The organism is Allobrachymonas wangyanguii (assembly GCF_045055315.1).
Classification (GTDB): domain Bacteria; phylum Pseudomonadota; class Gammaproteobacteria; order Burkholderiales; family Burkholderiaceae_C; genus Brachymonas; species Brachymonas wangyanguii.
Window position 1 is genome coordinate 1,233,896 of record NZ_CP173677.1, and the last position, 21,360, is coordinate 1,255,255.

General features: G+C 64.2%; 19 protein-coding genes and 3 pseudogenes. 13 read left to right on the forward strand and 9 right to left on the reverse strand.

Annotated features, from left to right (window positions below):
• Positions 1–8: 8 nt before the first annotated feature.
• The 4 genes and pseudogenes from ACI3EV_RS06020 to ACI3EV_RS06035 form a co-directional block, all read right to left on the reverse strand.
• Positions 9–2,219 carry a bifunctional (p)ppGpp synthetase/guanosine-3',5'-bis(diphosphate) 3'-pyrophosphohydrolase gene (locus ACI3EV_RS06020; protein ID WP_329771755.1) on the reverse strand — a complete coding sequence of 737 codons (2,211 nt, stop codon included), beginning with the start codon at positions 2,217–2,219 and terminating at the stop codon, positions 9–11.
• A 177-nt stretch (positions 2,220–2,396) separates the two neighbouring features.
• The gene (rpoZ, locus tag ACI3EV_RS06025; RefSeq protein WP_018715455.1) at positions 2,397–2,600 is read right to left on the reverse strand and encodes a DNA-directed RNA polymerase subunit omega; all 204 of its coding nucleotides are present in this window, start codon (positions 2,598–2,600) and stop codon (positions 2,397–2,399) included.
• A gap of 7 nt (positions 2,601–2,607) precedes the next feature.
• On the reverse strand, positions 2,608–3,246 hold the full coding sequence (gene gmk, locus ACI3EV_RS06030; protein ID WP_329771753.1) for a guanylate kinase: 639 nt from the start codon (positions 3,244–3,246) through the stop codon (positions 2,608–2,610).
• A 13-nt stretch (positions 3,247–3,259) separates the two neighbouring features.
• Positions 3,260–4,185, reverse strand: a pseudogene (locus ACI3EV_RS06035) (YicC/YloC family endoribonuclease).
• Positions 4,186–4,326: 141 nt separating this feature from the next.
• Here ACI3EV_RS06035 and rph point away from each other — a divergent pair.
• The 3 genes and pseudogenes from rph (at position 4,327) to hemW (ending at position 6,921) form a co-directional block, all read left to right on the forward strand.
• Entirely contained in the window at positions 4,327–5,058 is a 732-nt protein-coding gene (gene rph / locus ACI3EV_RS06040) for a ribonuclease PH (RefSeq protein ID WP_329771750.1), read from the forward strand.
• Between the two features lie 6 nt (positions 5,059–5,064).
• A complete protein-coding gene (gene rdgB, locus ACI3EV_RS06045; RefSeq protein ID WP_405197969.1) occupies positions 5,065–5,679 on the forward strand; it encodes an RdgB/HAM1 family non-canonical purine NTP pyrophosphatase in 615 nt (204 codons plus the stop codon).
• Between the two features lie 4 nt (positions 5,680–5,683).
• A pseudogene (gene hemW, locus ACI3EV_RS06050) lies at positions 5,684–6,921 on the forward strand (radical SAM family heme chaperone HemW).
• A 15-nt stretch (positions 6,922–6,936) separates the two neighbouring features.
• Here hemW and ACI3EV_RS06055 read toward each other — a convergent pair.
• Together ACI3EV_RS06055 and ACI3EV_RS06060 are read right to left on the reverse strand one after the other, a co-directional pair.
• Complete coding sequence (locus ACI3EV_RS06055; protein WP_337691023.1) at positions 6,937–7,422, reverse strand: transcriptional repressor; 486 nt, start codon at positions 7,420–7,422, stop codon at positions 6,937–6,939.
• A 62-nt stretch (positions 7,423–7,484) separates the two neighbouring features.
• The gene (locus ACI3EV_RS06060) at positions 7,485–8,786 is read right to left on the reverse strand and encodes a GNAT family N-acetyltransferase (protein ID WP_337691026.1); all 1,302 of its coding nucleotides are present in this window, start codon (positions 8,784–8,786) and stop codon (positions 7,485–7,487) included.
• Between the two features lie 63 nt (positions 8,787–8,849).
• Between ACI3EV_RS06060 and ACI3EV_RS06065 the strand changes: the two genes are divergently transcribed.
• The 5 genes and pseudogenes from ACI3EV_RS06065 to ACI3EV_RS06085 all read left to right on the forward strand — a co-directional run bounded on the left by ACI3EV_RS06065 (position 8,850) and on the right by ACI3EV_RS06085 (position 14,004).
• Entirely contained in the window at positions 8,850–9,191 is a 342-nt protein-coding gene (locus ACI3EV_RS06065; protein ID WP_405197970.1) for a hypothetical protein, read from the forward strand.
• A complete protein-coding gene (locus ACI3EV_RS06070) occupies positions 9,122–10,270 on the forward strand; it encodes a DUF2868 domain-containing protein (RefSeq protein WP_405197971.1) in 1,149 nt (382 codons plus the stop codon). The genes ACI3EV_RS06065 and ACI3EV_RS06070 overlap by 70 nt, the downstream gene beginning before the upstream one ends.
• Positions 10,267–11,844, forward strand: coding sequence for a GTPase/DUF3482 domain-containing protein (locus tag ACI3EV_RS06075; RefSeq protein WP_405197972.1), 1,578 nt, complete (start codon positions 10,267–10,269; stop codon positions 11,842–11,844). The genes ACI3EV_RS06070 and ACI3EV_RS06075 overlap by 4 nt, the downstream gene beginning before the upstream one ends.
• A 9-nt stretch (positions 11,845–11,853) precedes the next feature.
• Positions 11,854–13,574 (forward strand): annotated as a pseudogene (locus ACI3EV_RS06080) (NAD+ synthase).
• Between the two features lie 91 nt (positions 13,575–13,665).
• Positions 13,666–14,004, forward strand: a complete 339-nt coding sequence (locus tag ACI3EV_RS06085) for a P-II family nitrogen regulator (protein WP_018715466.1) — start codon at positions 13,666–13,668, stop codon at positions 14,002–14,004.
• Positions 14,005–14,044: 40 nt separating this feature from the next.
• Here the strand turns inward: ACI3EV_RS06085 and ACI3EV_RS06090 are convergent, their stop codons facing one another.
• The 3 genes from ACI3EV_RS06090 to ACI3EV_RS06100 are packed head-to-tail and all read right to left on the reverse strand — an operon-like array spanning position 14,045 to position 15,637.
• Entirely contained in the window at positions 14,045–14,644 is a 600-nt protein-coding gene (locus ACI3EV_RS06090; RefSeq protein WP_329771741.1) for a TIGR00730 family Rossman fold protein, read from the reverse strand.
• Between the two features lie 13 nt (positions 14,645–14,657).
• Positions 14,658–15,077, reverse strand: coding sequence for a diacylglycerol kinase (locus ACI3EV_RS06095; protein ID WP_329771739.1), 420 nt, complete (start codon positions 15,075–15,077; stop codon positions 14,658–14,660).
• The gene (locus ACI3EV_RS06100) at positions 15,074–15,637 is read right to left on the reverse strand and encodes an RDD family protein (protein ID WP_329771738.1); all 564 of its coding nucleotides are present in this window, start codon (positions 15,635–15,637) and stop codon (positions 15,074–15,076) included. Before ACI3EV_RS06100 ends, ACI3EV_RS06095 begins: the two co-directional genes overlap by 4 nt.
• A 338-nt stretch (positions 15,638–15,975) precedes the next feature.
• Between ACI3EV_RS06100 and ACI3EV_RS06105 the strand changes: the two genes are divergently transcribed.
• From ACI3EV_RS06105 to pssA, 5 genes are all read left to right on the forward strand, one after another.
• Positions 15,976–17,748: an acetolactate synthase 3 catalytic subunit gene (locus ACI3EV_RS06105; protein ID WP_329771737.1), complete on the forward strand. Its 1,773-nt coding sequence runs from the start codon at positions 15,976–15,978 to the stop codon at positions 17,746–17,748.
• 111 nt (positions 17,749–17,859) lie between these two features.
• Entirely contained in the window at positions 17,860–18,351 is a 492-nt protein-coding gene (gene ilvN / locus ACI3EV_RS06110) for an acetolactate synthase small subunit (protein WP_018715471.1), read from the forward strand.
• Between the two features lie 51 nt (positions 18,352–18,402).
• Positions 18,403–19,419 carry a ketol-acid reductoisomerase gene (gene ilvC / locus ACI3EV_RS06115; protein ID WP_018715472.1) on the forward strand — a complete coding sequence of 339 codons (1,017 nt, stop codon included), beginning with the start codon at positions 18,403–18,405 and terminating at the stop codon, positions 19,417–19,419.
• 148 nt (positions 19,420–19,567) lie between these two features.
• Complete coding sequence (locus ACI3EV_RS06120; protein WP_026320670.1) at positions 19,568–20,209, forward strand: phosphatidylserine decarboxylase; 642 nt, start codon at positions 19,568–19,570, stop codon at positions 20,207–20,209.
• A gap of 55 nt (positions 20,210–20,264) precedes the next feature.
• Positions 20,265–21,149, forward strand: a complete 885-nt coding sequence (gene pssA / locus ACI3EV_RS06125) for a CDP-diacylglycerol--serine O-phosphatidyltransferase (protein WP_018715474.1) — start codon at positions 20,265–20,267, stop codon at positions 21,147–21,149.
• The last annotated feature ends 211 nt before the right edge of the window (positions 21,150–21,360 follow it).

The following is a 21,360-nucleotide window of genomic DNA, read 5'->3' on the forward strand; positions in this document are numbered from 1 at the left end:
GGCATGGTTCAGGCCGACTTGACGCGCATGGCGCGGATCGCCGACGGCAGCCGGCGCACGGCACGCATCACGCGCGCCAGGTGCACGCGGTCGCGTACCTGCAGGATCAGGCGCAGGTCCATCACTTCCTGCTGGATGTCGTCGGACATGCTGATGTAGACGATGTTGGCATCGGCATTGGCGATGGCGCCGGTGACGTTGGCGACCGAACCGACACGGTTGTGGATGGTTACCGTGATCGCCGTCAGGAAGCGCTGCGGCAGGTGCTCGGCCCATTCGACCTGGACAAAACGCTCGCTGTCCTTGACCTGCAGGCGCTTGCCGTTCGGGCATTCGGCAGTGTGTACCACCAGGCCTTCGCCGCGGCTCAGGTAGCCGACGATATCGTCGCCTGGCAGCGGGTGGCAGCAGGAGGCGTATTGCACGGACGATTTTTCGCTGCCGTCCAGTGTGATCACCTGCTGCAGCATCGGGTCTTCGCCGCCAAAGCGCTGCATGCTCATCAGCACCGCATCGGGGCGCTCGCCCAGCTCGGTCATCAGCTGCGCCAGGTGCTTGGCCACCACGCTGGTGATGCGCTTGCCCTGGCCAATATCGATCAGCAGCTCGTCCAGGCTCTTGGTGCTGGCCTGCTGCAGCACCTTGTCCCAGACATCCTGCTGCGTGGCCGGCTCGGGCAGATGCTCCAGGCCTTCGGCGCGATAGGCCTGTTGCAGCAGGCGCAGGCCAAGGGCACGGGCCTCCTCGCGCGACTGCACCTTCAGGTGGTTGCGGATGCGCGAACGCGCACGTGCCGTGCGCACAAAGCTCAGCCAGGCCGGATTCGGCTTGGAGCCTTCCTCGGTATGCACTTCGACGCGGTCGCCGCTGACCAGTTCGGTACGCAGCGGTGCCTCGCGGTTGTTGATGGTGCAGGATACGGCCTGGTCACCCACGTCGCTGTGGATGGCGTAGGCAAAGTCGATTACGGTGGCGCCACGCGGCAGCGACATGATGCGGTTCTTGGGCGTGAACACGAACACGTCGTCGGGCAGCACGTTCAGGCGCACGTGGTCCAGGAATTCGTGCGAATCCAGCGTTTCCTTCTGGATATCGAGCAGGTTCTTCAGCCAGTTGGCCGGCTTGCCGGCCGCCTTGTCCTGCTGGGCCTGGGCTGCCTGCTCCGGGCTCTTGTACTGCCAGTGCGCGGCAACGCCGGTTTCGGCCACCAGGTGCATCGCTTCGGTGCGCATCTGGAATTCGATATGCACGCCGGCCGGGCCGACCAGGGTGGTGTGCAGCGACTGATAGCCGTTGTCCTTGGGGATCGCGATGAAATCCTTCAGGCGTTGCGGCATCGGCTTGTAGAGCGAGTGCAGGATGCCGAGCGCCAGATAGCAATCGGAGTTGCTCGGGACGATGATGCGGAAGCCGAAGATGTCGTAGACCTGGGCAAAGCTCTGCTTCTTCTTGTCCATCTTGCGGTAGACCGACAGGATGGTTTTTTCGCGTGTGAAGATGCGCGCCTTCAGGCCGGCGGCAGAGAAGGCCGCTTCGACGTTGGCTTGCACTTCCTGCACCAGATGGCGGCGGCGGCTGCGCGCGCGCTCGATCGCCTTGTTCAGCGTGCGGTAGCGCCAGGGGTGCAGGTACTTGAAGGACAGGTCCTCGAGTTCGCGGTAGGTGTTGTTCAGGCCCATGCGGTTGGCAATGGGCGCATAGATTTCCAGCGTCTCGGTGGCGATGCGCATCTGCGCGTCACGCTTCATGTCGTCCATGGTGCGCATATTGTGCGTGCGGTCGGCCAGCTTGATCAGGATCACGCGCACATCGTCGGCCATGGCCAGCAGCATCTTGCGGAACGATTCGGCCTGGTTCTCCTGGCGGCTGCTGAACTGCAGCTTGTCCAGCTTGGTCACGCCATCGACCAGGTGCGCCACGGTGGCGTTGAAATCCTCGGTGATCTGGATCTTGGTGACGCCGCAGTCTTCCATGGTGTCATGCAGCAGGGCAGCCATCAGCGTGCTGGAATCGAGCTTCCACTCGGCGCACAGCGCGGCCACCGCGATCGGGTGGGTGATGTAGGGCTCGCCACTCTTGCGCGTCACGCCCAGGTGGGCCTGGTCGGCGAACTTGTAGGCATTACGAACCTGTACCACCTCATCGGGTGGCAGGTAATCCAGTTTCTCGAGCAGGCCGGCAAAGCTGGCGGCAGAGGCAATTTCAGCAGGCGAATTCATGGTGTCTCGGCTCACGATTTTTCAGCGTAGGCAGGACATTCCATGTTAACCGAGATGTTACCTGACTGTCATGAAGCTCAGGGTTAACCGAATGGAATGTTGCGCTGCAGCATATTTTCAACGGGCGCAAAAAAGGCATCTCAGCGGATGCCTTGTGGTGCGTCGGACCTGAGGGGATCAGGTCGGCACTTTCTTGAGCATTTCCAGGCCCACGTGGCCGTCGGCGATTTCACGCAGGGCGGTCACGGCCGGCTTGTTGCGGCTTTCGAGCTTGGCGGCGTGGCCCTGGCTCAGCATGCGGGCGCGGTAGGTGGCGGCCAGTACCAGCTGGAAACGGTTGGGGATTTTCTCGAGGCTGTCCTCGGCGGTGATGCGTGCCATGAAGCGATTACTCCGGATCGGTGATGTGCAGGGCGGCGAAGGTATCAGCCTTGGCGCGGCGCTGCGAAGCGTACTTGAGTCGCTGGGCGTGCACGATGGTCTTGAGATCAAAAAGTGCACGCTCGAACAATTCGTTGATTATAACGTAATCGAAAGATTTCGCCTGCGCCAGTTCGGTGCGCGCATTGAGCAGGCGCTGCTCGATGGTGTCGGCGCTGTCTTCGCCACGGCGTTCGAGGCGCGAGCGCAGTTCTTCCCAGCTTGGCGGCATGACAAAGATCAGCACCGCTTGCGGAAAGATCTGTTTCACCTGCAGCGCGCCCTGGTAGTCGATTTCGAGCAGGGCGTCATCGCCCTGGTCCAGCCGCTCGATCACGGCCTGGCGCGAGGTGCCGTAGCGATTGCCGTGTACCTGCGCCCATTCCAGGAACTGGCCGTCGGCGACCATCTGCTCGAAACGGGCGGTATCGACGAAATGGTATTCGCGGCCATCCACTTCCTGGCCGCGCGGCGCGCGCGTGGTATGGGAGATCGAGGCGCGGACGCCGCTGTCCACTTCCATCAGGGCGCGCACCAGGCTGGATTTGCCGGCCCCGCTGGGGGCCGCGACGACGTAGAGGTTGCCGGGGTAATCGTGATTCTGCATGTCGGGTTCGGGATTATTCGATGTTCTGGACCTGCTCGCGCATCTGCTCGACCAGCACCTTCATGTCCATGGCAATGCGGGAAGTGTCACTGGAGGCCGACTTGGAGCCCAGCGTGTTGGCTTCGCGGTGCAGTTCCTGGATCAAGAAATCCAGGCGCTTGCCGAGTTCGCCGCCTTTTTTGAGCAGGTCCTCGATCGTGTCCAGGTGCGATTGCAGGCGCGTCAGCTCTTCGGCCACGTCGATGCGCAGCGAGAACGCGGCGGCTTCGGCCAGCGCGCGATCCTGTGCCGCATCGCGCGAGACATTGCCGCTGCTGCTGCCGGCCTGCAGCGCGTCTTTCCACTTGTCGAGAAAGCGCTGGCGCTGTGCCTCGACGACCACCTGCGGGATCAGCGGTTCGGCTTCGGCGGACAGGGCGCGCAGCTGTTGCACGCGTTGCAGCAGGCTGTCGGCCAGCTGCCGGCCTTCGGTTTCGCGTGCTTCGCGCAGCTGGTTCAGCAGCTGGTCGGCGGCCTGCTGGATCCAGGGGCGCAACTCGGCTTCGGGCAGCAGGGCTGGTTGCGAGGGCGGGCTCAGGCGCAGCACGTCGGCCACGCTCAGCGGGGCGGCATCGGGCAGCCAGGTGCGGATGGTGTCCTGTGCGCTGGCCAGCTTTTGCAGCAGCAGCACGCCGGGCACCTGCAGCTGATCGGGCAGGCTGCCAGTGCGCTCCAGGCTGGCGCGCAGCTCGACCTTGCCGCGGCGCAGCTGCTTTTGCAGCTGTTCGCGCAGCGTGTTCTCATAGGGGCGCAGCTCGTCCGGCAGGCGGAAGTGCAGGTCCAGGAAGCGGCTGTTGACCGAGCGCACTTCCAGGCTCAGGCGCCAGGGGGAGGCGGCGTCTCGCTGTGGTCGGCAGACGCGGTGCTCGGGGTGGATTGCAGGCTGGCGTAACCTGTCATGCTGTAAACTGGCATGGATTTTCTCTCTGGCAGGGGAGGGCCTGACCGTCTATGGCCGGCAATGGTGCAGTATATACGGCACCATTGCCAGGCGGCTTTCCGCGCCCCTGTCCGTCCCGCATTTTCTTTCTCGTAGATTCCATGACCCAGACTGCTTCCCGTCCTGCAGGGCGTGCCCCTGACCAGCTGCGCCCGGTACGCATCACGCGCCACTTCACCATCCACGCCGAAGGCTCGGTGCTGGTGGAGTTTGGCAACACCAAGGTGCTGTGCACGGCCAGCGTCGAGGAAAAGGTGCCGCCGTTCCGCCGTGGCAGTGGCGAAGGCTGGGTCACCGCCGAATACGGCATGCTGCCGCGTTCCACCCACACGCGCTCTGACCGCGAGGCCGCCCGCGGCAAGCAGTCCGGCCGCACGCAGGAAATCCAGCGCCTGATCGGCCGCTCGCTGCGCGCCGTGTTCGACTTGGCGCAGCTGGGTGAGCGCAGCATCGTGCTCGACTGTGACGTGCTGCAGGCCGATGGCGGCACGCGCACTGCGGCCATTACCGGTGCTTATGTGGCTGCCTGCGATGCCGTGAATGGCCTGATCCGCAGCGGCAAGCTGACCAGCAACCCGGTGATCGAGCCGGTGGCAGCCGTGTCCGTCGGCGTGGTCGATGGCGTGCCGGTGCTGGATCTGGAATACGTGGAAGATTCCGCTTGCGATACCGACATGAATGTGGTGATGACCGGCGCTGGCCGCTTCATCGAGGTGCAGGGCACGGCCGAAGGCGTGCCGTTCAGCCGCGCCGAGCTGGACCAGATGCTGGCGCTGGCCGAGAAGGGCATCCTGGAACTGCAGGCCTTGCAGGCACAGGCGCTGGCGGAGTAAACCCATATGAAGATCGTTCTGGCATCCAACAACCAGGGCAAGCTGGCCGAGCTGCAGGCGCTGCTGTTCGGCGAGCTGGGCGTGGAGCTGTTGCCGCAGGCGGCACTCGGAGTGCCCGAGGCCGAGGAGCCTTATCACACCTTCCTGGAAAACGCCCTGACCAAGGCGCGCAATGCCAGCCGCCACAGCGGCCTGCCGGCGATTGCCGACGATGCCGGCCTCTGCATCGATGCCTTTGGCGGCCAGCCCGGCGTGCAGACGGCGTATTACGCCACGCAGTTTGGCTATGCCAAGAGCGATGACAACAATGTCAAGGCGCTGCTGGAGCAGATGCAGGATGTGGACCAGCGCCGCGCCGCCATGGTCAGTACGCTGGTGGCCGTGCGTTCGCCCGATGATCCGGAGCCGCTGGTGGCAGTGGGCCGTGTGGTCGGCGAGATCGCGCGTGAACCGCTGGGCGACGAAGGCTTCGGCTTTGACCCGGTGATGTTCATCCCGGCGCTGGGCAAGACGCTGGCCCAGGTCACGCCCGAGCACAAGAACCAGCTCAGCCACCGCGGCCAGTCCTCGCGCAAGATGCTGGAACTGCTGCGCGAATCCTGGCTGTCCGGCAGCCGTTGAAGCGATGAGCAGCATTCCTCCGATCCTGAACGAGGCCGAAACCGGAATGGGCCTGCCGGCCGTGCAGGACTATCTGCGCCCGGGCAGCCTGCAGCTCACCAGCCAGCCGCCGCTGAGCCTGTACGTGCATCTGCCCTGGTGCCTGAAAAAATGCCCGTACTGCGATTTCAACTCGCATGGCCTGCAGGGTGAGCTGCCGGAATCGGCCTATGTGGCGGCCTTGCTGGCCGACCTGCAGCAGGCGCTGCCGCTGGTCTGGGGCCGCAGTGTCGAGAGCGTGTTCTTCGGCGGCGGCACGCCCAGCCTGTTTTCACCGGACACGCTGGCCGGGCTGATCAGCCAGATTCGCGCCTTGCTGCCGCTGGCACCCATGTGCGAGATCACGCTGGAGGCCAACCCCGGCACCTTCGAACGCGAGCGCTTTGCCGCTTTCGCCCACAGGCCGGCGTGACGCGCCTGTCGATCGGCGTGCAGAGCTTCCAGGACACCCATCTGCAGGCGCTGGGCCGCGTGCATGACCGCGCCCAGGCGCTGGCCGCGGTAGAAGAAGCGGCGCGCAGTTTCAACACCTTCAACCTGGACCTGATGTACGCCTTGCCAGGCCAGACGCTGGCCGGGCTGGAGCAGGACCTGCAGCAGGCGCTGGCGTTTGCGCCGCCACACATCAGCATCTACCACCTGACGGTGGAGCCGAACACCTATTTCGCCAAGTACCCGCCGGCTCATCTGCCGGATGACGACACGGCCTACGCCATGCTGGACCTGCTGACCGAGCGCACGGCGCAGGCCGGCATGCAGCGCTACGAAGTCTCGGCTTATGCCCGCCCCGGCCATGGCTGCGTGCACAATCGCAACTACTGGGAGTTTGGCGATTACCTTGGCATTGGTGCCGGCGCGCACAGCAAGCTAAGCTTTCCGCATCGCGTGGTACGCCAGGTGCGCGTGCGCGATCCCGGGCGCTATATGCAGCTGGCGCAGCAGGGCACGCCGGTCGCACAACAGCACGAGGTCGCGCGTGAGGATCTGCCCTTCGAGTACATGCTGAATGCGCTGCGCCTGCGCGACGGCTTTGCGCTGGCCGATTTCAGCGGCCGTACCGGCTTGCCGCTGACGGTGATCCAGCAGCCGCTGGAAGAGGCCGAACGCCGTGGCTGGATTCAACGTGATCTGGCGCGTGTCTGGCCGACCGAGCAGGGTTTCGATTTCCTCAGCGACCTGCAGGGGCTGTTCCTGCCGGATTGATGCGCGGCTGCCGACTCAGGGCTTGTCGCTGTCTTCTTCGCAATCGTGGCACAGGCCGTGTACCGACAGCGTGATGTCGGTGCTGCGCAGGCCTGTCTGCTGCAGCCGGGCGTTGAGCTGCTCCAGCAGCGCCGGCAGCTGCGGATCGTCCGGCAGCGCAGTGAGCGAGTGGCACTGCTCGCATTCAAAAAATCCGGATGGCGCCGATTGTGCCAGCGTGAAATGGGCGGTGCGACCGCTGTCCTGGATGCGCGTCAGCAGGTTGGCCTGCACCAGCCGGTCCAGCACGCGATACAGCGTGACGCGGTCCACCGGCTGGCCGCTGCCATCGGCTTGCAGCGCCTGCATCAGGGACTCATGTGTTTCAGGTGCCTTGCTGGCTTCCAGCAGGAGCAGCACGCGCAGCACATCGCGCGTGGCGCGCAAGCCGCGCGCGCGTACCAACTCGGCCCAGCGCGTGGCGGGCAGGGGGCTGGTGGGCTGGACGGCAGATGTGTTCATGGGATACAAGGGCGGTGCTGGCGCAGGACGCCAGTGTGCCTGTGACTATAGCAAAAGCCGGCTCAGCTGGCGCTGCGCCGCAAGGGATTGCGCAAGGCCAGTTCCTGCAGGTAGTCCTGCATGCCCAGGCTTTCACGGTCGAGAAAGCGCTGTACCGCGTCGGCAAATGCCGGATGGGCCAGCCAGTGCGCGCTGGCGGTCGGGCTGGGCAACAGGGCGCGTGCCATCTTGTGTTCGCCCTGGGCGCCGCCTTCAAAGCGCTGCACTCCGTGGTCGATGCACCACTGCAGCGGCTGGTAGTAGCAGGCATCGAAATGCAGGCAATCGACGCGGCGCAGCGCGCCCCAGTAGCGACCATAGGCCACCTGGGGCTGACCGGTGGCATCCAGTTGCAGGCCGATCAGGCTGCAGGCGATGGGCTGGCCATCCTGCTCGGCAATGAACAGCAGCCAGTGTTCCGGCATGCTGTGGGCCATGTCGGCGAAGAATGCCGGTGTCAGATAGGGCGCGTTGCCGTGTTCCAGATAGGTGCGCTCGTAGCAGTGGTAGAAGAACTGCCAGTCCTGTGGCGTGATGTCCGCTCCGCGCGCCCAGCGGAAACACACGTCGGCTTGTGCCACCTTGCGCTGTTCGGCGCGAATTTTCTTGCGCTTGTCCTGCGCCAGGCTGGCGAGAAAATCCTCGAAACTGTGCCAGTCGGCTGCGCCAGGCTGCAGCTGCGCGCGGTTCTGCCAGTGGAATTGCACGCCGTCGCGCAGCATCAGGTCCTGCGCTTCGGCGCAAGCCAGATCAGCTTCGTCTCCGAGCAGCAGGTGCAGGCTGGACAGCGCGTTGTCATCGGCCCAGGCCACGGCCAGTTGCAGCAGCGCTTGGCGCCAGGCTGGCGACCGTGCCAGCAGACGGCTGCCCGGTACCGGCGTAAACGGCACGGCGATCAGCGCCTTCGGGTAGTAGTCCAGGCCGTGTTCGGCATAGGCACGCGCCCAGGCCCAGTCGAACACGTATTCGCCATAGGAATGGGATTTGAGGTAGAGCGGGCAGGCCGCCATCAGGCAATCGCCTTGCCACAAGGCCAGGAATTGCGGCTGCCAGCCGCTGTCGGCCACGGCACTGCCACTGGCGTGCATGGCCTGCAGGTAGGCGTGGCGCATGAAGGGCGTGGGAGCAGCCTGCAGCGCCAGCAGCGCGTCCCAGTCGGCCGCCGGAATCTGTCCTGGTGCCGATGCCAGTTGCAGCCGCAGCGCCCCATGGCATGCGGCCAAGGCTGACAGGACGGCTGTCGTTTGTGCGCCATAATCGGCCAGAGAGGGCGCGGTACCGGTGTGGTCCGCCTGCCCGATGGATGCTTGCTGCTGATTCGACATGGCCCAGATTATCCGATTCCCCCACTTGCCACTGCCCGGACAGGGTCTTGCCGGAGTGCGTCCATGAGCCTGCCGCACTCCCGCCTGCAACAGTTCAGCACCGCCCAGGCGATCCAGCTGCTCGAAGCGAACGGTCCGCTCGACGATGCCCAGGCGCTGCGCCAGGCGCATCGCCAGAGTACGGATCGCGGCACGCGCGTGCTCTGGCGCGCCTGGCTGCTGGGCGCGCGTCTGGGCCTGCCCGAGGCCTGGCAGCACTGGCGCAGCAGCGCCGGCTGGGTGATGCTGGGGCTGGCCGTGCTGATGCTGCTGTCGTCCTGGGGTGCGGCGCAACCGTGCTGGGGCAGGGCCGCAGCATCAACGCGGTGGCGGCCTTTGTCAGCCTGCTCGGGTCGCATCTGCTGATGCTGCTGCTCTGGCTGCTGGGACTGGTGCTGTTGCGCAAGCCGCAGGGCGGCGCCCTGCTGGGCACGCTGGCGATGCGCCTGACCGCACGCCTGCCGCTGCAGCGCGGGCCACAGGCAGCGGCGCTGTTCCAGGGCCTGACGCGCACGCTGCAGCAGCAGCGCATCGGTAGCTGGTTCTACGGCGCCATCAGCCACGGCATCTGGGCGCTGTGCTTTGTGCTGATGCTGCTGGCGCTCTGGTTCGGCTTTTCCTTCCACGCCTACCGCCTGAGCTGGGAAACCACCATCCTCAGCGACGATTTCTTCCGTGGCTTTGTCCATCTCACTGGCTGGCTGCCGGCGCAGCTGGGCTTCCCCTTGCCCGATGCCGCCTCGGTGCACGCGGCCGGCCTGGGCGAGGGTGGTGACCAGCGTGCCTGGGCCTGGTGGCTGATGGGTTGCGTGGTTGTCTATGGCCTGATCCCGCGCCTGCTGCTGGCCGTGCTCTGCCTGCTGGCCTGGCGCTGGGCGCAATCGCGGCTGCAGGTGGATCTGAGCGATCCCTATGTGCGCCGCTTGCTGGCACGTTTCGAGGCGCTGGACCCGCCACCGGAAGTGATCGATCCGGAGCGTGCCGCACCCCTGCAGTCGTCCCGCTACACGCATGATCCGGCAGCCGCGCCCGGCGAGCCGGCCCTGATCGGTTTTGAATTGCCGCCGGATTGGTCCTGGTCGCCCGCCAGTCTGCAGCCCGATGACCGTTGCTGGCAACAGAACCTGAGCGGCAGCAGCGAAGAGCGCGCTGCACTGCTGCAAAAGGTACAGGAACTGCATCCAGCGCGCCTGCTGGTTGCCGTCTGGGCCGGCAGCAGTCCGGATCGTGGCACGGCGCGCCTGCTGCGTGACCTGCAGGCTGCCAGCGGTGCCACGCTGGCATTGTGGCTGCAGGGCCCACAGGCCACCGATGCGCAGGCGCAGCAGCGCTGGCAGCAGTGGTTGCAGGCCAGTGAGCTGCAGGCGCCGGTCTGGTCGCAGGACGCGCAGGCGCTGGCCTGGCTGCGCCAACCGGTCGCTGCCAACTCCGGAGAGAACGCATGAAACAGCCCCTGCACATCGCTGTCGTCGGCCACACCAATGCCGGCAAGACCTCGCTGCTGCGCACGCTGACGCGGCAGGTGGCGTTTGGCGAGGTGTCCGACCGGCCTGGTACCACGCGCCATGCCGAAAGCATCGAGCTGCGCGTGGACGGTGCCGCCGCCGTGCGCTTCTACGACACGCCGGGGCTGGAAGATTCCGTGGCGCTGCTCGATTACCTCAACACCCAGCCCGGCATCAGCCGCCCCGACAAGGTACGCGCCTTTCTGCAGGGCCCGGAGGCGCGCGGCACCTTCGAGCAGGAGGCCAAGGTATTACGCACCTTGCTGGAGCAGGCCGATGCCGCCATGTACGTGATCGACACGCGCGAAGCGGTGCTGCCCAAGCACCGCGCCGAGTGCGAGATCCTGACCTGGTGCGCGCGTCCGGTGATGCCGGTGCTCAACTTCGTCGCCTCGCCTGATAGCCGCGAACAGGCCTGGGACCAGGCCATGCTCGATGCCAATCTGCATGTACAGATCGCTTTCGATGCAGTGGCACCCTTTATTGGTGCCGAACGCCGCCTGTACGGCGACCTGGCCACGCTGCTGAGTCCGCATCGCGAGGAATTGCTCGAAGTCGTGTCCTGGCTGGAGCAGGAGCAGGAAGCGCGCCGTCGGGCCAGCTGCCGCGCCGTGGCCGATACCCTGATCGATCTGGCCGCCATGCGTCGTGTCATCAGCGCCGAGGAGCACGCCGACAGCGAACGCCAGCAGACCCATGTGCGCGATTTCCGCGAGGCGGTGCTGACGCGCGCGCGCCGCAGCGTCGATGAGTTGCTCGCGATCCAGGCCTTCCGCCCGGACGATGCCGAACTTGCCAGTCTGCCCGGCCTGCAGGGCCGCTGGGAAGATGATTTGTTCAACCCCGAGGTGCTGAAGGAAGCCGGCAAGAAGCTGGGCATGGGCGCAGCCGTCGGTGCCGGCATTGGCGCCGTAGCCGATGTGGCGCTGGCTGGCCTGTCCTTTGGCACCGGTACCACGCTCGGTGCCACCATCGGCGGCCTGGCCAGCCAGGGCTGGCGGCCGCTGTGGCGCAAGATCGACAACCGCATGCAGGGCGTGCAGGAGCTGACGCTGGAAGATCCAGTGCTGCTGGTGCTGACGGATCAGCTGCTGCGCCTGCTGCTGGCGCTGGAGCAGCGCGGCCATGCCGCCATGGACAAGCTGCGCCTGGCCGATGAGGCCAGTGGCGAAGGCAAGCTGGCACACCGCCTGTCGGGCGTGATCGAGGCGCTGGCACCAGCGCGTGGCCATCCCGAATGGGAACAGGTCAAGGCAGGCTGGTCCATGTCCGATCTCAGGCAGCAGGCGCAGGCAGGAAAGTCTGACCGATGCGCTGAATCCGTTCAGCGCCGTGCGCGCCGAGTTGGGTCGGCTGGGCGACTGGATGCCGTTCGGCTCCGGCGGCGATCGCGATGCCTGTCTGGCCGAGGTCAGCCAGGCCTTGCGTCAGGTGCTGCCAAGCCCGGGACGGTGAAGCGGGCTGGGACCTGGTTCATAATGCCGCATCGGCCTGCGTGCCCTGACTTTTCCTGATGGCCTGCCATGTCACTGTCCCTCTGTGTCGCCCAGCTCAATCCCACGGTCGGAGATTTTTCCGGCAACGTCCGCCGCATCGTCGAGGCGGCGCGCCAGGCCCATGCGCAAGGCGCGCAACTGGTGCTGACTGGCGAAATGTCGGTCTGTGGCTATTCTCCCGCTGATCTGTGGCTGCGCCCGGCCTTTGTCCAGGCCTGCGAGGAGGCGGTCGATGCCATCGCCGCCGAGCTGGCTGATCTGCCCGATCTCACCGTGGTGGTCGGCCACGTCAGTGGCCAGGCCGATATCCGCACGCGCTCGGTCAGCGTGCAGCAGCGCAGCAATGTGGTTACGGCGCTGCGTGCTGGCCAGCGCATTGCCAGCTATGCAAAGCAGCAACTGCCCAATTACCAGCTGTTTGATGAACAGCGCTACTTTGCGCCGGGCAGCGACAGCTGCGTCATCGAGGTGCAGGGCGTGCGCGTCGGCCTGATCATCTGCGAAGACAGCTGGTTCGATGCTCCCGCGCAACAGGCTGTCGCCGCTGGTGCCGAGCTGATCGCTGTGCTCAACGCCTCGCCGTACCACATGGGCAAGTCGCGCGATCGCGAAAAGCGCATCGCCAGCCTGGCCGCACTGGTGCAGCGCCCGGTCGTCTACGCCCACATGGTGGGTGGCCAGGACGAAGCCGTATTCGATGGCGGCTCCTTTGCCGTGCAGGCCGATGGCAGTCTGGCCGGCCGTGCCGCCAGTTTTGCCGAAGACAACTGGCTGGTACAGCTGCAGCAGCAGGGCAGGGCGATCGCCTGAACCTGGCTGCCAGCACCGCCGCCACCTTCGAGCGCGACGGCCAGATCGGCCTGCCGCCGTACCAGTACGGCTACAGCAGCGCCGAGGTCTGGCAGGCGCTGGTCATGGGCACGCGCGACTACGTACGCAAGAGCGGCTTCAGCGATGTGCTGATTGGCCTGTCTGGCGGCATGGATTCGGCGCTGGTGCTGGCGATCGCCGTGGATGCGCTGGGCGCGGACCATGTGCGCACCGTCATGATGCCCTCGCCCTATACCGCCGATATTTCCCTGATCGATGCGCGCGACATGGCCGAGCGCGTCGGCGTGCGCTACGACGAGCTGCTGATCCAGGACACTTTCGAGCAGTTCCGCAGTACGCTGGCGCCGCTGTTCGAGGGCCGTGCGGAAGACACCACCGAAGAGAACATCCAGGCGCGCGTGCGCGGCACGCTGCTGATGGCGCTGTCCAACAAGTTCGGCAGCCTGGTGCTGACCACCGGCAACAAGAGCGAGCTTTCCACTGGCTACTGCACGCTCTACGGCGACATGGCTGGCGGCTTTGCCCCGATCAAGGACGTGCTCAAGACCCAGGTATTTGCACTGGCGCGCTGGCGCAATGCCCACGATCCCTTCGGCACCGGCAGCAACCCGATTCCGGAGCGCATCATCACGCGTCCGCCCAGCGCCGAACTGCGCCCGGACCAGACCGACCAGGACAGCCTGCCGCCCTACGAGGTGCTGGACGCCATCGTCATGCGCTACATGGAAAACGATGTCCCGGTCGCCGAATTGCTGGCGCAGGGCCTGCCAGCCGAAGCAGTCGACAAGGTCACGCGCCTGATCCGCATCAGCGAGTACAAGCGCCAGCAGGCCGCCATCGGCGTGCGCATTTCGCATCGCAGCTACGGCAAGGACTGGCGCTACCCGCTGGTCAACCGTTTCCGCGAAGCAGTTTGAGTCGCAACAAGCCCAAAACGCATTTCTGGACACAGGTTTTTGTTGCACAATTGGAACAGCAACCACTTACCCTACAGCAGGAGCACTTTTCATGAAACAGATCACCGCCATCATCAAGCCCTTCAAGCTGGATGAAGTCCGTGAGGCGCTGGCCGAATGCGGTGTCAACGGCCTGACCGTCACCGAGGTCAAGGGCTTTGGCCGCCAGAAGGGCCATACCGAGCTTTACCGTGGTGCCGAATACGTGGTCGACTTCCTGCCCAAGGTCAAGGTCGAGGTAGTGGTGCGTAGCGAAGACGTTGATGCCTGCGTCGATGCCATCGTGCAATCTGCCCGTACCGGCAAGATCGGCGACGGCAAGATCTTCGTCAGCCCGGTCGAGCGCATCGTGCGTATCCGCACCGGCGAAGAAGACGATATCGCGGTCTGATTTTGTCCCCGTTTTTCGCCCTGTTTGAGGGCTGACCCGTTCAGCCCTGCACCAGGTATTCCAGCGTCGGCGCCACCTCGGTGCCCACGTGGATCATCTCCATCTGGTAAGGCTTCATGAAGCCGGCGTTCACCGAGCCTTGCAGAAAGGTCATCAGGTGGTCGTAATAGCCCGCCGTGTTCAGCACGGCCACCGGCTTGTCGTGGTAGCCCAGCTGCTTCCAGGTCCAGGCTTCAAACAGTTCCTCGAAAGTGCCGATACCGCCAGCCAGTGCCAGAAACGCCGTGCAGCGTTCGGCCATCATGTGCTTGCGCTGGTGCATCGTCTCCACGATATGCAGCTCGGTGCAGGCATGATGCGCCCACTCGCGCTCCACTAGCGCCTTGGGAATCACGCCCACCACGCGGCCGCCGGCCTGCAGTGCCGCATCAGCCACCACACCCATCAGGCCATTGTGGCCACCACCATAGACCAGCTGGCCGCCATGGCGCGCGATCCAGCTGCCGACTTCGCGTGCGGCGTCGGCAAAGCGTTCATCCACGCCCGGCTGCGAGGCGCAGTAGACGCAGATGGAAAAACGCGGATCCGGATCGGAAAACAGGCCTTGCACGCTGGAAGCGGGGCTGGGGCGGTCGGTCATGGCAGGCTCCGGTTCAGAACTGGTTGGCAAAGTGCACCCAGAGCATGGTGAACCAGGTCACTGCGCAGAGCAGGGTGCTCAGGAATACGGCGGCGCTGCCAAAGTCCTTGGCCATCTTGGCCAGCGGGTGCAGCTCCAGGCTGGTGTGGTCAATCGCGCACTCGATGCCGCTGTTGAGTAGCTCCACGATCATCATCAGCACCAGCACCGTGGACAGCACCACGGTTTCCAGCCAGGTGCGGCCCAGCAGGATCGCCAGCGGAATGCCGATCACGGTCAGGGTGAGCTCCTGGCGGAAGGCCGGTGACTCGCGCACGGCGGCACGCAGGCCGGCCCAGGAATACTGCGTGGCGTGCCAGAGCCGGCTCAGGCCGCGACGCGTCTTTTGCGGAATGACGGCCTCCTGGGCCTTGCGAACGTCGTCTTCAATCATAGCTGCCACCATTTGCGCTCGCGTTCGGCGCGTGCCGGCGGCTTGCGGTAGACCAGCCGGGTACCGGCCAGCAGATCATGTAGAAATTGCTTGCCTGGCATCAGCAGGCTGAGCAGGGCCCATACAACCACCCAGCACACCAGCAGCAACACGGCCAGGCCGGCGTGTTCAGTCCAGTGGCTGCTGAACGACAGCAGCACCAGCGGTGGCAGGAACCAGATCCAGCCCAGCACATAGCGCAGGCAGGCACGCCCCAGTGTCACAGGCTGTCCGGACTTGTCCGTCATGCGGATATGCCAGGTCTTCATCGCCAGCGTATGGCCCTTGGTCCAGAAGAACACGAAATACAGGCCCAGCAGCAGGAATATGAACAGCTGCTGCCAGTGGCGGTTTTCCAGCGCATGGCGCTGACCAACGGCCACGGAAAACAGGAAGCCGCCCAGGAAGATCACGCCAAACAGCAGGATGCCCTCGTAGAACCAGCAGGCCATGCGACGTCCCAGGCCGGGCGTGATCATGGAGGTGTCGGGGGCAGGGGGGCGGGACGGTGTGGTGCTCATGCGGTATCTGGAAGGCGGGCGCGCATCGGCACAGGCCGATGACCAACCCGGAAGTATATCGGCAGCGTGCGGCTCTGCTGCGACAGACACAAACACCGGTAAACCATGCAAAGTGCAGCGAAAAGCTGACGAAACGCACGGACACTTGTAAAATCCCATGTTTTTGCGGCGCAACAATGCGATAATCTCGCAGTACACAACATATACGGCAAACGGGTCACTGCCCGGCGCGTTACAAAAGCGCCCATGGTTTTGGCCTCAAGTCTCGAAGCCATCTCACAAGGGTGGGCCGAGAGGCACCCAAGGTTTTTCTGCAAGAAATTCGCAAAGGTTCATCAATGGAAACTAGCAATACTCTCCCTGCTGCCAGCGCAGCCAAGTCTTCCCGTGCCCCCATGCTCATGGGCGCCGAAATCCTCGTCAAGTGTCTGGAAGCCGAAGGTGTCAAGCACCTGTGGGGCTATCCCGGCGGCGCCGTCCTCTATATCTACGATGCCCTGTACAAGCAGGAATCGATCCAGCACGTGCTGGTGCGCCACGAACAGGCGGCCGTGCACGCTGCCGACGGCTTTTCGCGTGCCACCGGTGAAGTCGGCGTGGCCCTGGTGACCTCCGGTCCTGGTGCCACCAACGCCGTCACCGGCATTGCCACCGCCTACATGGACAGCATCCCGATGGTGATCATCACCGGTCAGGTCGGCACTGCTGCCATCGGCTACGACGCCTTCCAGGAGTGTGACACCGTGGGCATCACGCGCCCGGTCGTCAAGCACAACTTCCTGGTCAAGGATCCGAAGGACATCGTCAGTACCATGAAGCGCGCCTTCCACATTGCGCGCAGCGGCCGTCCCGGCCCGGTGGTGGTGGACATTCCCAAGGATGTGTCCTTCCAGAAGGTGGCCTGGCACGGCTACCCGGAAACGGTCACCATGCGCTCCTACAACCCGGTGCGCAAGGGCCACGGCGGCCAGATCCGCAAGGCGCTGCAGCTGCTGCTGAACGCCAAGCGCCCCTACATCTACAGCGGCGGCGGCGCACTGCTGGGCAACGCCTGCAACGAGCTGCGCGCGCTGACCGACAAGCTGGGTGCTCCCTGCACCAGCACGCTGATGGGCCTGGGCGCCTTCCGCGCCGATGACCCGAAGTTCCTGGGCATGCTGGGCATGCACGGTACCGTCGAGGCCAACAACGCCATGCAGAACTGCGACGTGCTGCTGGCCGTGGGTGCCCGTTTCGACGACCGCGTGATCGGCAACCCCAAGCACTTTGCCCAGAATGATCGCAAGATCATCCATATCGATATCGATCCCTCCGTCATCTCCAAGCGCGTCAAGGTCGACGTGCCGATCGTGGGCGACGTGAAGGACGTGCTGACCGAGCTGCTGAATGCGCTGGAAGAGTCCGAGACCAAGCCGGACCACAAGGCGCTCGAGCCCTGGTGGGAAACCGTCAACAAGTGGCGCAAGACCGATTGCCTGGCCTATGACCGCGACAACAAGGACGTGATCAAGCCGCAGAAAGTGGTCGAGACCCTGTGGAACCTGACCAAGGACGATGATGTCTACGTCACGTCCGACGTCGGCCAGCACCAGATGTGGGCGGCCCAGTTCTACAAGTTCAACGAGCCGCGTCGCTGGATCAACTCCGGTGGCCTGGGCACCATGGGCGTGGGCGTTCCCTACGCCATGGGCATCAAGCTGGCCAAGCCGCAGGCCGACGTGTATTGCATCACCGGCGAAGGCTCGGTGCAGATGAACATCCAGGAACTGTCCACCATCCTGCAGTACGACACGCCGATCAAGATCTGTTCGCTGAACAACCGCTACCTGGGCATGGTGCGCCAGTGGCAGGAAATCGAATATTCCGGCCGCTACAGCCACAGCTACATGGATGCGCTGCCCAACTTCGTCAAGCTGGCCGAGGCCTATGGCCACGTGGGCCTGCTGATCGAGGACCCGCGCGACGTCGAGGGTGCACTGATCGAGGCGCGCAAGCTGAAGAACCGCACCGTGTTCCTGGACTTCCGTACCGATCCCACCGAGAACGTGTTCCCGATGGTGCAGGCCGGCAAGGGCATCACCGAAATGCTGCTGGGCTCCGACGAGCTCTGATCATCCACCCCCAAGATTGAATCTATTGTCCGCCAAGCCCGCGCATTACCGTGCGCGGGGGAGGGCGGCGAAAGCAGTGGCTTTCGCGCTGACGAAAAGAGGAAAGACATCATGAAACACATCATCGCCATCCTGCTGGAAAACGAAGCCGGTGCCCTGTCGCGAGTGGTCGGCCTGTTCTCGGCCCGCGGCTACAACATCGAGAGCCTGACCGTGGCTCCGACTGAAGACGAAAGCCTGTCGCGCATGACCATCGAGACCTCCGGTTCCGATGACGTGATCGAGCAGATCACCAAGCACCTGAACCGCCTGATCGAAGTCGTGAAGGTGGTGGACCTGACCGAAGGTGCCTACATCGAGCGCGAGCTGATGATGGTCAAGGTGCGTGCCGTGGGCAAGGAACGCGAGGAACTCAAGCGCCTGTCCGACATCTTCCGCGGCCACATCATCGACGTGACCGACAAGAGCTATACCATCGAGCTGACCGGCGACCAGGCCAAGAATGATGCCTTCCTGAACGCCATCGACCGTGGCGCGATCCTGGAAACCGTGCGTACCGGCGCCAGCGGCGTTGGCCGTGGCGAACGTATCCTGCGCGTGTAAACTGCAGCCCGATTCCGTTTTTTATTCCCCCTATACCTACTGGAGATACTCATGAAAGTTTTCTACGACAAGGACTGTGACCTGTCCCTGATCAAGGGCAAGACCGTTGCCATCATCGGCTACGGCAGCCAGGGCCATGCCCACGCGCAAAACCTGAACGACAGCGGCGTCAAGGTCGTGGTCGGCCTGCGCAAGGGTGGCGCTTCCTGGAGCAAGGTCGAACAGGCCGGCCTGAACGTGATGGAAGTGGACGAGGCTGTCAAGGCTGCCGACCTGGTCATGATCCTGCTGCCCGACGAGAACATCCCCGAGGTGTACAACAACAACGTCGCTCCCAATATCAAGCAGGGCGCCACGCTGGCATTTGCCCACGGCTTCAACGTGCACTACAACCAGGTCGTGCCGCGTGCTGACCTGGACGTGATCATGGTTGCTCCCAAGGGCCCGGGCCACACCGTGCGTTCCGAGTACCTGAAGGGCGGCGGCGTGCCGTCCCTGATCGCCATCTACCAGGACAAGTCCGGCAAGGCACGTGACCTGGCGCTGTCCTATGCCATGGCCAACGGCGGCGGCAAGGGCGGCATCATCGAGACCAACTTCAAGGAAGAGACCGAGACCGACCTGTTCGGCGAGCAGGCCGTGCTGTGCGGTGGCGCCGTCGAGCTGGTGAAGATGGGCTTTGAGACCCTGACCGAAGCTGGCTACGCTCCGGAAATGGCCTACTTCGAGTGCCTGCACGAGCTGAAGCTGATCGTGGACCTGATGTACGAAGGCGGCATCGCCAACATGAACTACTCCATCTCCAACAACGCGGAGTATGGCGAGTACGTGACCGGCCCCGAAGTCATCAACGAAGAGTCCCGCAAGGCCATGCGCGCTGCACTGAAGCGCATCCAGGACGGCGAATATGCCAAGATGTTCATCAGCGAAGGTCGCCTGAACTATCCCAGCATGACGGCCCGTCGCCGCCAGAACGCCGAGCACCAGATCGAGGTGGTCGGTAACCAGCTGCGCGCCATGATGCCCTGGATTGCCAAGAACAAGCTGGTCGACCAGAGCAAGAACTGATTGCCAGCCGGCAGGACACGGCCTGGCCGTGTCACAATCGCTGCTGAGCCTGCCGCGCAAGTGGCAGGTCTGGCGGCCCAGCAAAAGCCACCACGGTGGCTTTTGCCGTTTCTGGCGCTCCCCGCAGCGCATGACCCCTGTATACGACATGAACAAGCACTATCCCCATCCCATCCTGGCCCGCGAAGGCTGGCCCTTCATCGCCGGCAGCATCATCGTGGCACTGCTGCTGCATGTGTTCTTCAGTGGCTGGGTGGCCCTGCCGTTCTGGATCATCGCACTGTTCGTGGTCCAGTTCTTCCGTGACCCGGCACGTCCGATTCCGCAGCAGGCGAATGCCGTGCTGTCGCCTGCCGATGGCCGCATCGTCAAGGTCGAGAAGGTGCGTGATCCTTACGCCGACCGTGATGCGCTGCTGATCAGCGTGTTCATGAACGTGTTCAACGTGCACAGCAACCGCGCCGCAGTTGATGGCACGGTGACCAAGGTGCAGTATTTCCCTGGTTCCTTCGTCAACGCGGACCTGGACAAGGCCTCCACCGAAAACGAGCGCAATGCCGTGGTGATCGACAGCAACGGCACCACCGTGACGCTGGTGCAGGTGGCGGGTCTGGTGGCGCGTCGCATCCTGTGCTACGTCAAGCCCGGCGAGGTGCTGACGCGCGGCCAGCGCTACGGCTTTATCCGCTTTGGTTCACGCGTGGACGTCTACCTGCCGCTGACGGCACAGCCGCAGGTCGCGCCTGGCGACAAGGTGTCTGCCACCACCACTATTCTGGCAGTGCTGTAAGATGCCATGACCGCCCCGTGCCAGCCGGGCAGGGGGCTTTTCCCGCAGGAATCGCATGCAATCCGACGATCACGATATCGATACCCCACCCACCAGCGCGCCGGCGCGCAAGACGCCGCGCAAGGGCATTTACGTGCTGCCCAACCTGTTCACGCTGGCAGCACTGTTTGGCGGCTTCTATGCCATCGTCATGGCGATCAACGGCCGTTTTGACCTGGCCACCATTGGCGTGTTCGCCGCCATGGTGCTGGACAGCCTGGACGGCCGCGTGGCACGCCTGACCAATACCCAGAGCGCCTTTGGCGAGCAGATGGATTCGCTGTCCGACATGGTCAGCTTTGGTGCGGCGCCGGCGCTGATTGCCTACCTGTGGGCACTGCAGCCGCTCGGCCGCTGGGGATGGATTGCTGCCTTCATCTACTGTTCCTGTGCCGCGCTGCGCCTGGCGCGTTTCAATGTCAACACCGGCGTGGTCGACAAGCGCTTCTTCCAGGGCCTGCCGTCGCCGGCCGCGGCCGCACTGGTCACCGGCTTCATCTGGCTGACCAACGAGATGATCACGGCGCACCGCGATGTGCCCTGGTTCAAGGCTTTCCTGGAGCTGTTCATTCGCCGCGGTGAGGATCTGGTGCGCGGCGACCTGTCCTGGGTCATGTTTGCCATCACGCTGTTTGCCGGCCTGACCATGGTCACCAACGTGCCGTACTACAGCTTCAAGGACTTTGGCGGCCGCCGCAGCGTCCCCTTTGTCTGGGTCGTGCTGCTGGTACTGCTGATTGCCCTGATCAATATCGAACCGCCGACCATGCTGTTCCTGCTGTTCGTGGCCTATTCGATCAGCGGTTATGGGCTGTATGTCTGGCGCAAGTCGCGCGGCCAGTACGTGAGCATCGTCGCCACCTCGACCGACGAGCCCGATGAAAAAGGCCTGCACCAATAAACGGGCTTTCATATTCTGTGCTACAGTAAAACCCATGAAAAGCTTTGCGATCTCCCTACTACTGGCCAACGTCCAACGGGCGGGGTAAGTAGCGCGCGCAAAAACCTTTCAGCACAGGCCCGTTTGCACCCGCAGCGGGCCTTTTCGTTGGTGTCGTCACGGGTGCTGAACCGACCGTTCCATCCTTACCGCATACCAACCCAAGGAAAAC

What these genes read in the sequence shown, in the direction of transcription:
- ACI3EV_RS06020 (WP_329771755.1), bottom strand. Translation starts at nt 2,219, where the DNA reads ATGAATTCGCCTGCTGAAATTGCCTCTGCCGCCAGCTTTGCCGGCCTG.
- rpoZ (WP_018715455.1), bottom strand. Translation starts at nt 2,600, where the DNA reads ATGGCACGCATCACCGCCGAGGACAGCCTCGAGAAAATCCCCAACCGT.
- gmk (WP_329771753.1), bottom strand. Translation starts at nt 3,246, where the DNA reads ATGCAGAATCACGATTACCCCGGCAACCTCTACGTCGTCGCGGCCCCC.
- rph (WP_329771750.1), top strand. Translation starts at nt 4,327, where the DNA reads ATGACCCAGACTGCTTCCCGTCCTGCAGGGCGTGCCCCTGACCAGCTG.
- rdgB (WP_405197969.1), top strand. Translation starts at nt 5,065, where the DNA reads ATGAAGATCGTTCTGGCATCCAACAACCAGGGCAAGCTGGCCGAGCTG.
- ACI3EV_RS06055 (WP_337691023.1), bottom strand. Translation starts at nt 7,422, where the DNA reads ATGAACACATCTGCCGTCCAGCCCACCAGCCCCCTGCCCGCCACGCGC.
- ACI3EV_RS06060 (WP_337691026.1), bottom strand. Translation starts at nt 8,786, where the DNA reads ATGTCGAATCAGCAGCAAGCATCCATCGGGCAGGCGGACCACACCGGT.
- ACI3EV_RS06065 (WP_405197970.1), top strand. Translation starts at nt 8,850, where the DNA reads ATGAGCCTGCCGCACTCCCGCCTGCAACAGTTCAGCACCGCCCAGGCG.
- ACI3EV_RS06075 (WP_405197972.1), top strand. Translation starts at nt 10,267, where the DNA reads ATGAAACAGCCCCTGCACATCGCTGTCGTCGGCCACACCAATGCCGGC.
- ACI3EV_RS06085 (WP_018715466.1), top strand. Translation starts at nt 13,666, where the DNA reads ATGAAACAGATCACCGCCATCATCAAGCCCTTCAAGCTGGATGAAGTC.
- ACI3EV_RS06090 (WP_329771741.1), bottom strand. Translation starts at nt 14,644, where the DNA reads ATGACCGACCGCCCCAGCCCCGCTTCCAGCGTGCAAGGCCTGTTTTCC.
- ACI3EV_RS06095 (WP_329771739.1), bottom strand. Translation starts at nt 15,077, where the DNA reads ATGATTGAAGACGACGTTCGCAAGGCCCAGGAGGCCGTCATTCCGCAA.
- ACI3EV_RS06100 (WP_329771738.1), bottom strand. Translation starts at nt 15,637, where the DNA reads ATGAGCACCACACCGTCCCGCCCCCCTGCCCCCGACACCTCCATGATC.
- ACI3EV_RS06105 (WP_329771737.1), top strand. Translation starts at nt 15,976, where the DNA reads ATGGAAACTAGCAATACTCTCCCTGCTGCCAGCGCAGCCAAGTCTTCC.
- ilvN (WP_018715471.1), top strand. Translation starts at nt 17,860, where the DNA reads ATGAAACACATCATCGCCATCCTGCTGGAAAACGAAGCCGGTGCCCTG.
- ilvC (WP_018715472.1), top strand. Translation starts at nt 18,403, where the DNA reads ATGAAAGTTTTCTACGACAAGGACTGTGACCTGTCCCTGATCAAGGGC.
- ACI3EV_RS06120 (WP_026320670.1), top strand. Translation starts at nt 19,568, where the DNA reads ATGAACAAGCACTATCCCCATCCCATCCTGGCCCGCGAAGGCTGGCCC.
- pssA (WP_018715474.1), top strand. Translation starts at nt 20,265, where the DNA reads ATGCAATCCGACGATCACGATATCGATACCCCACCCACCAGCGCGCCG.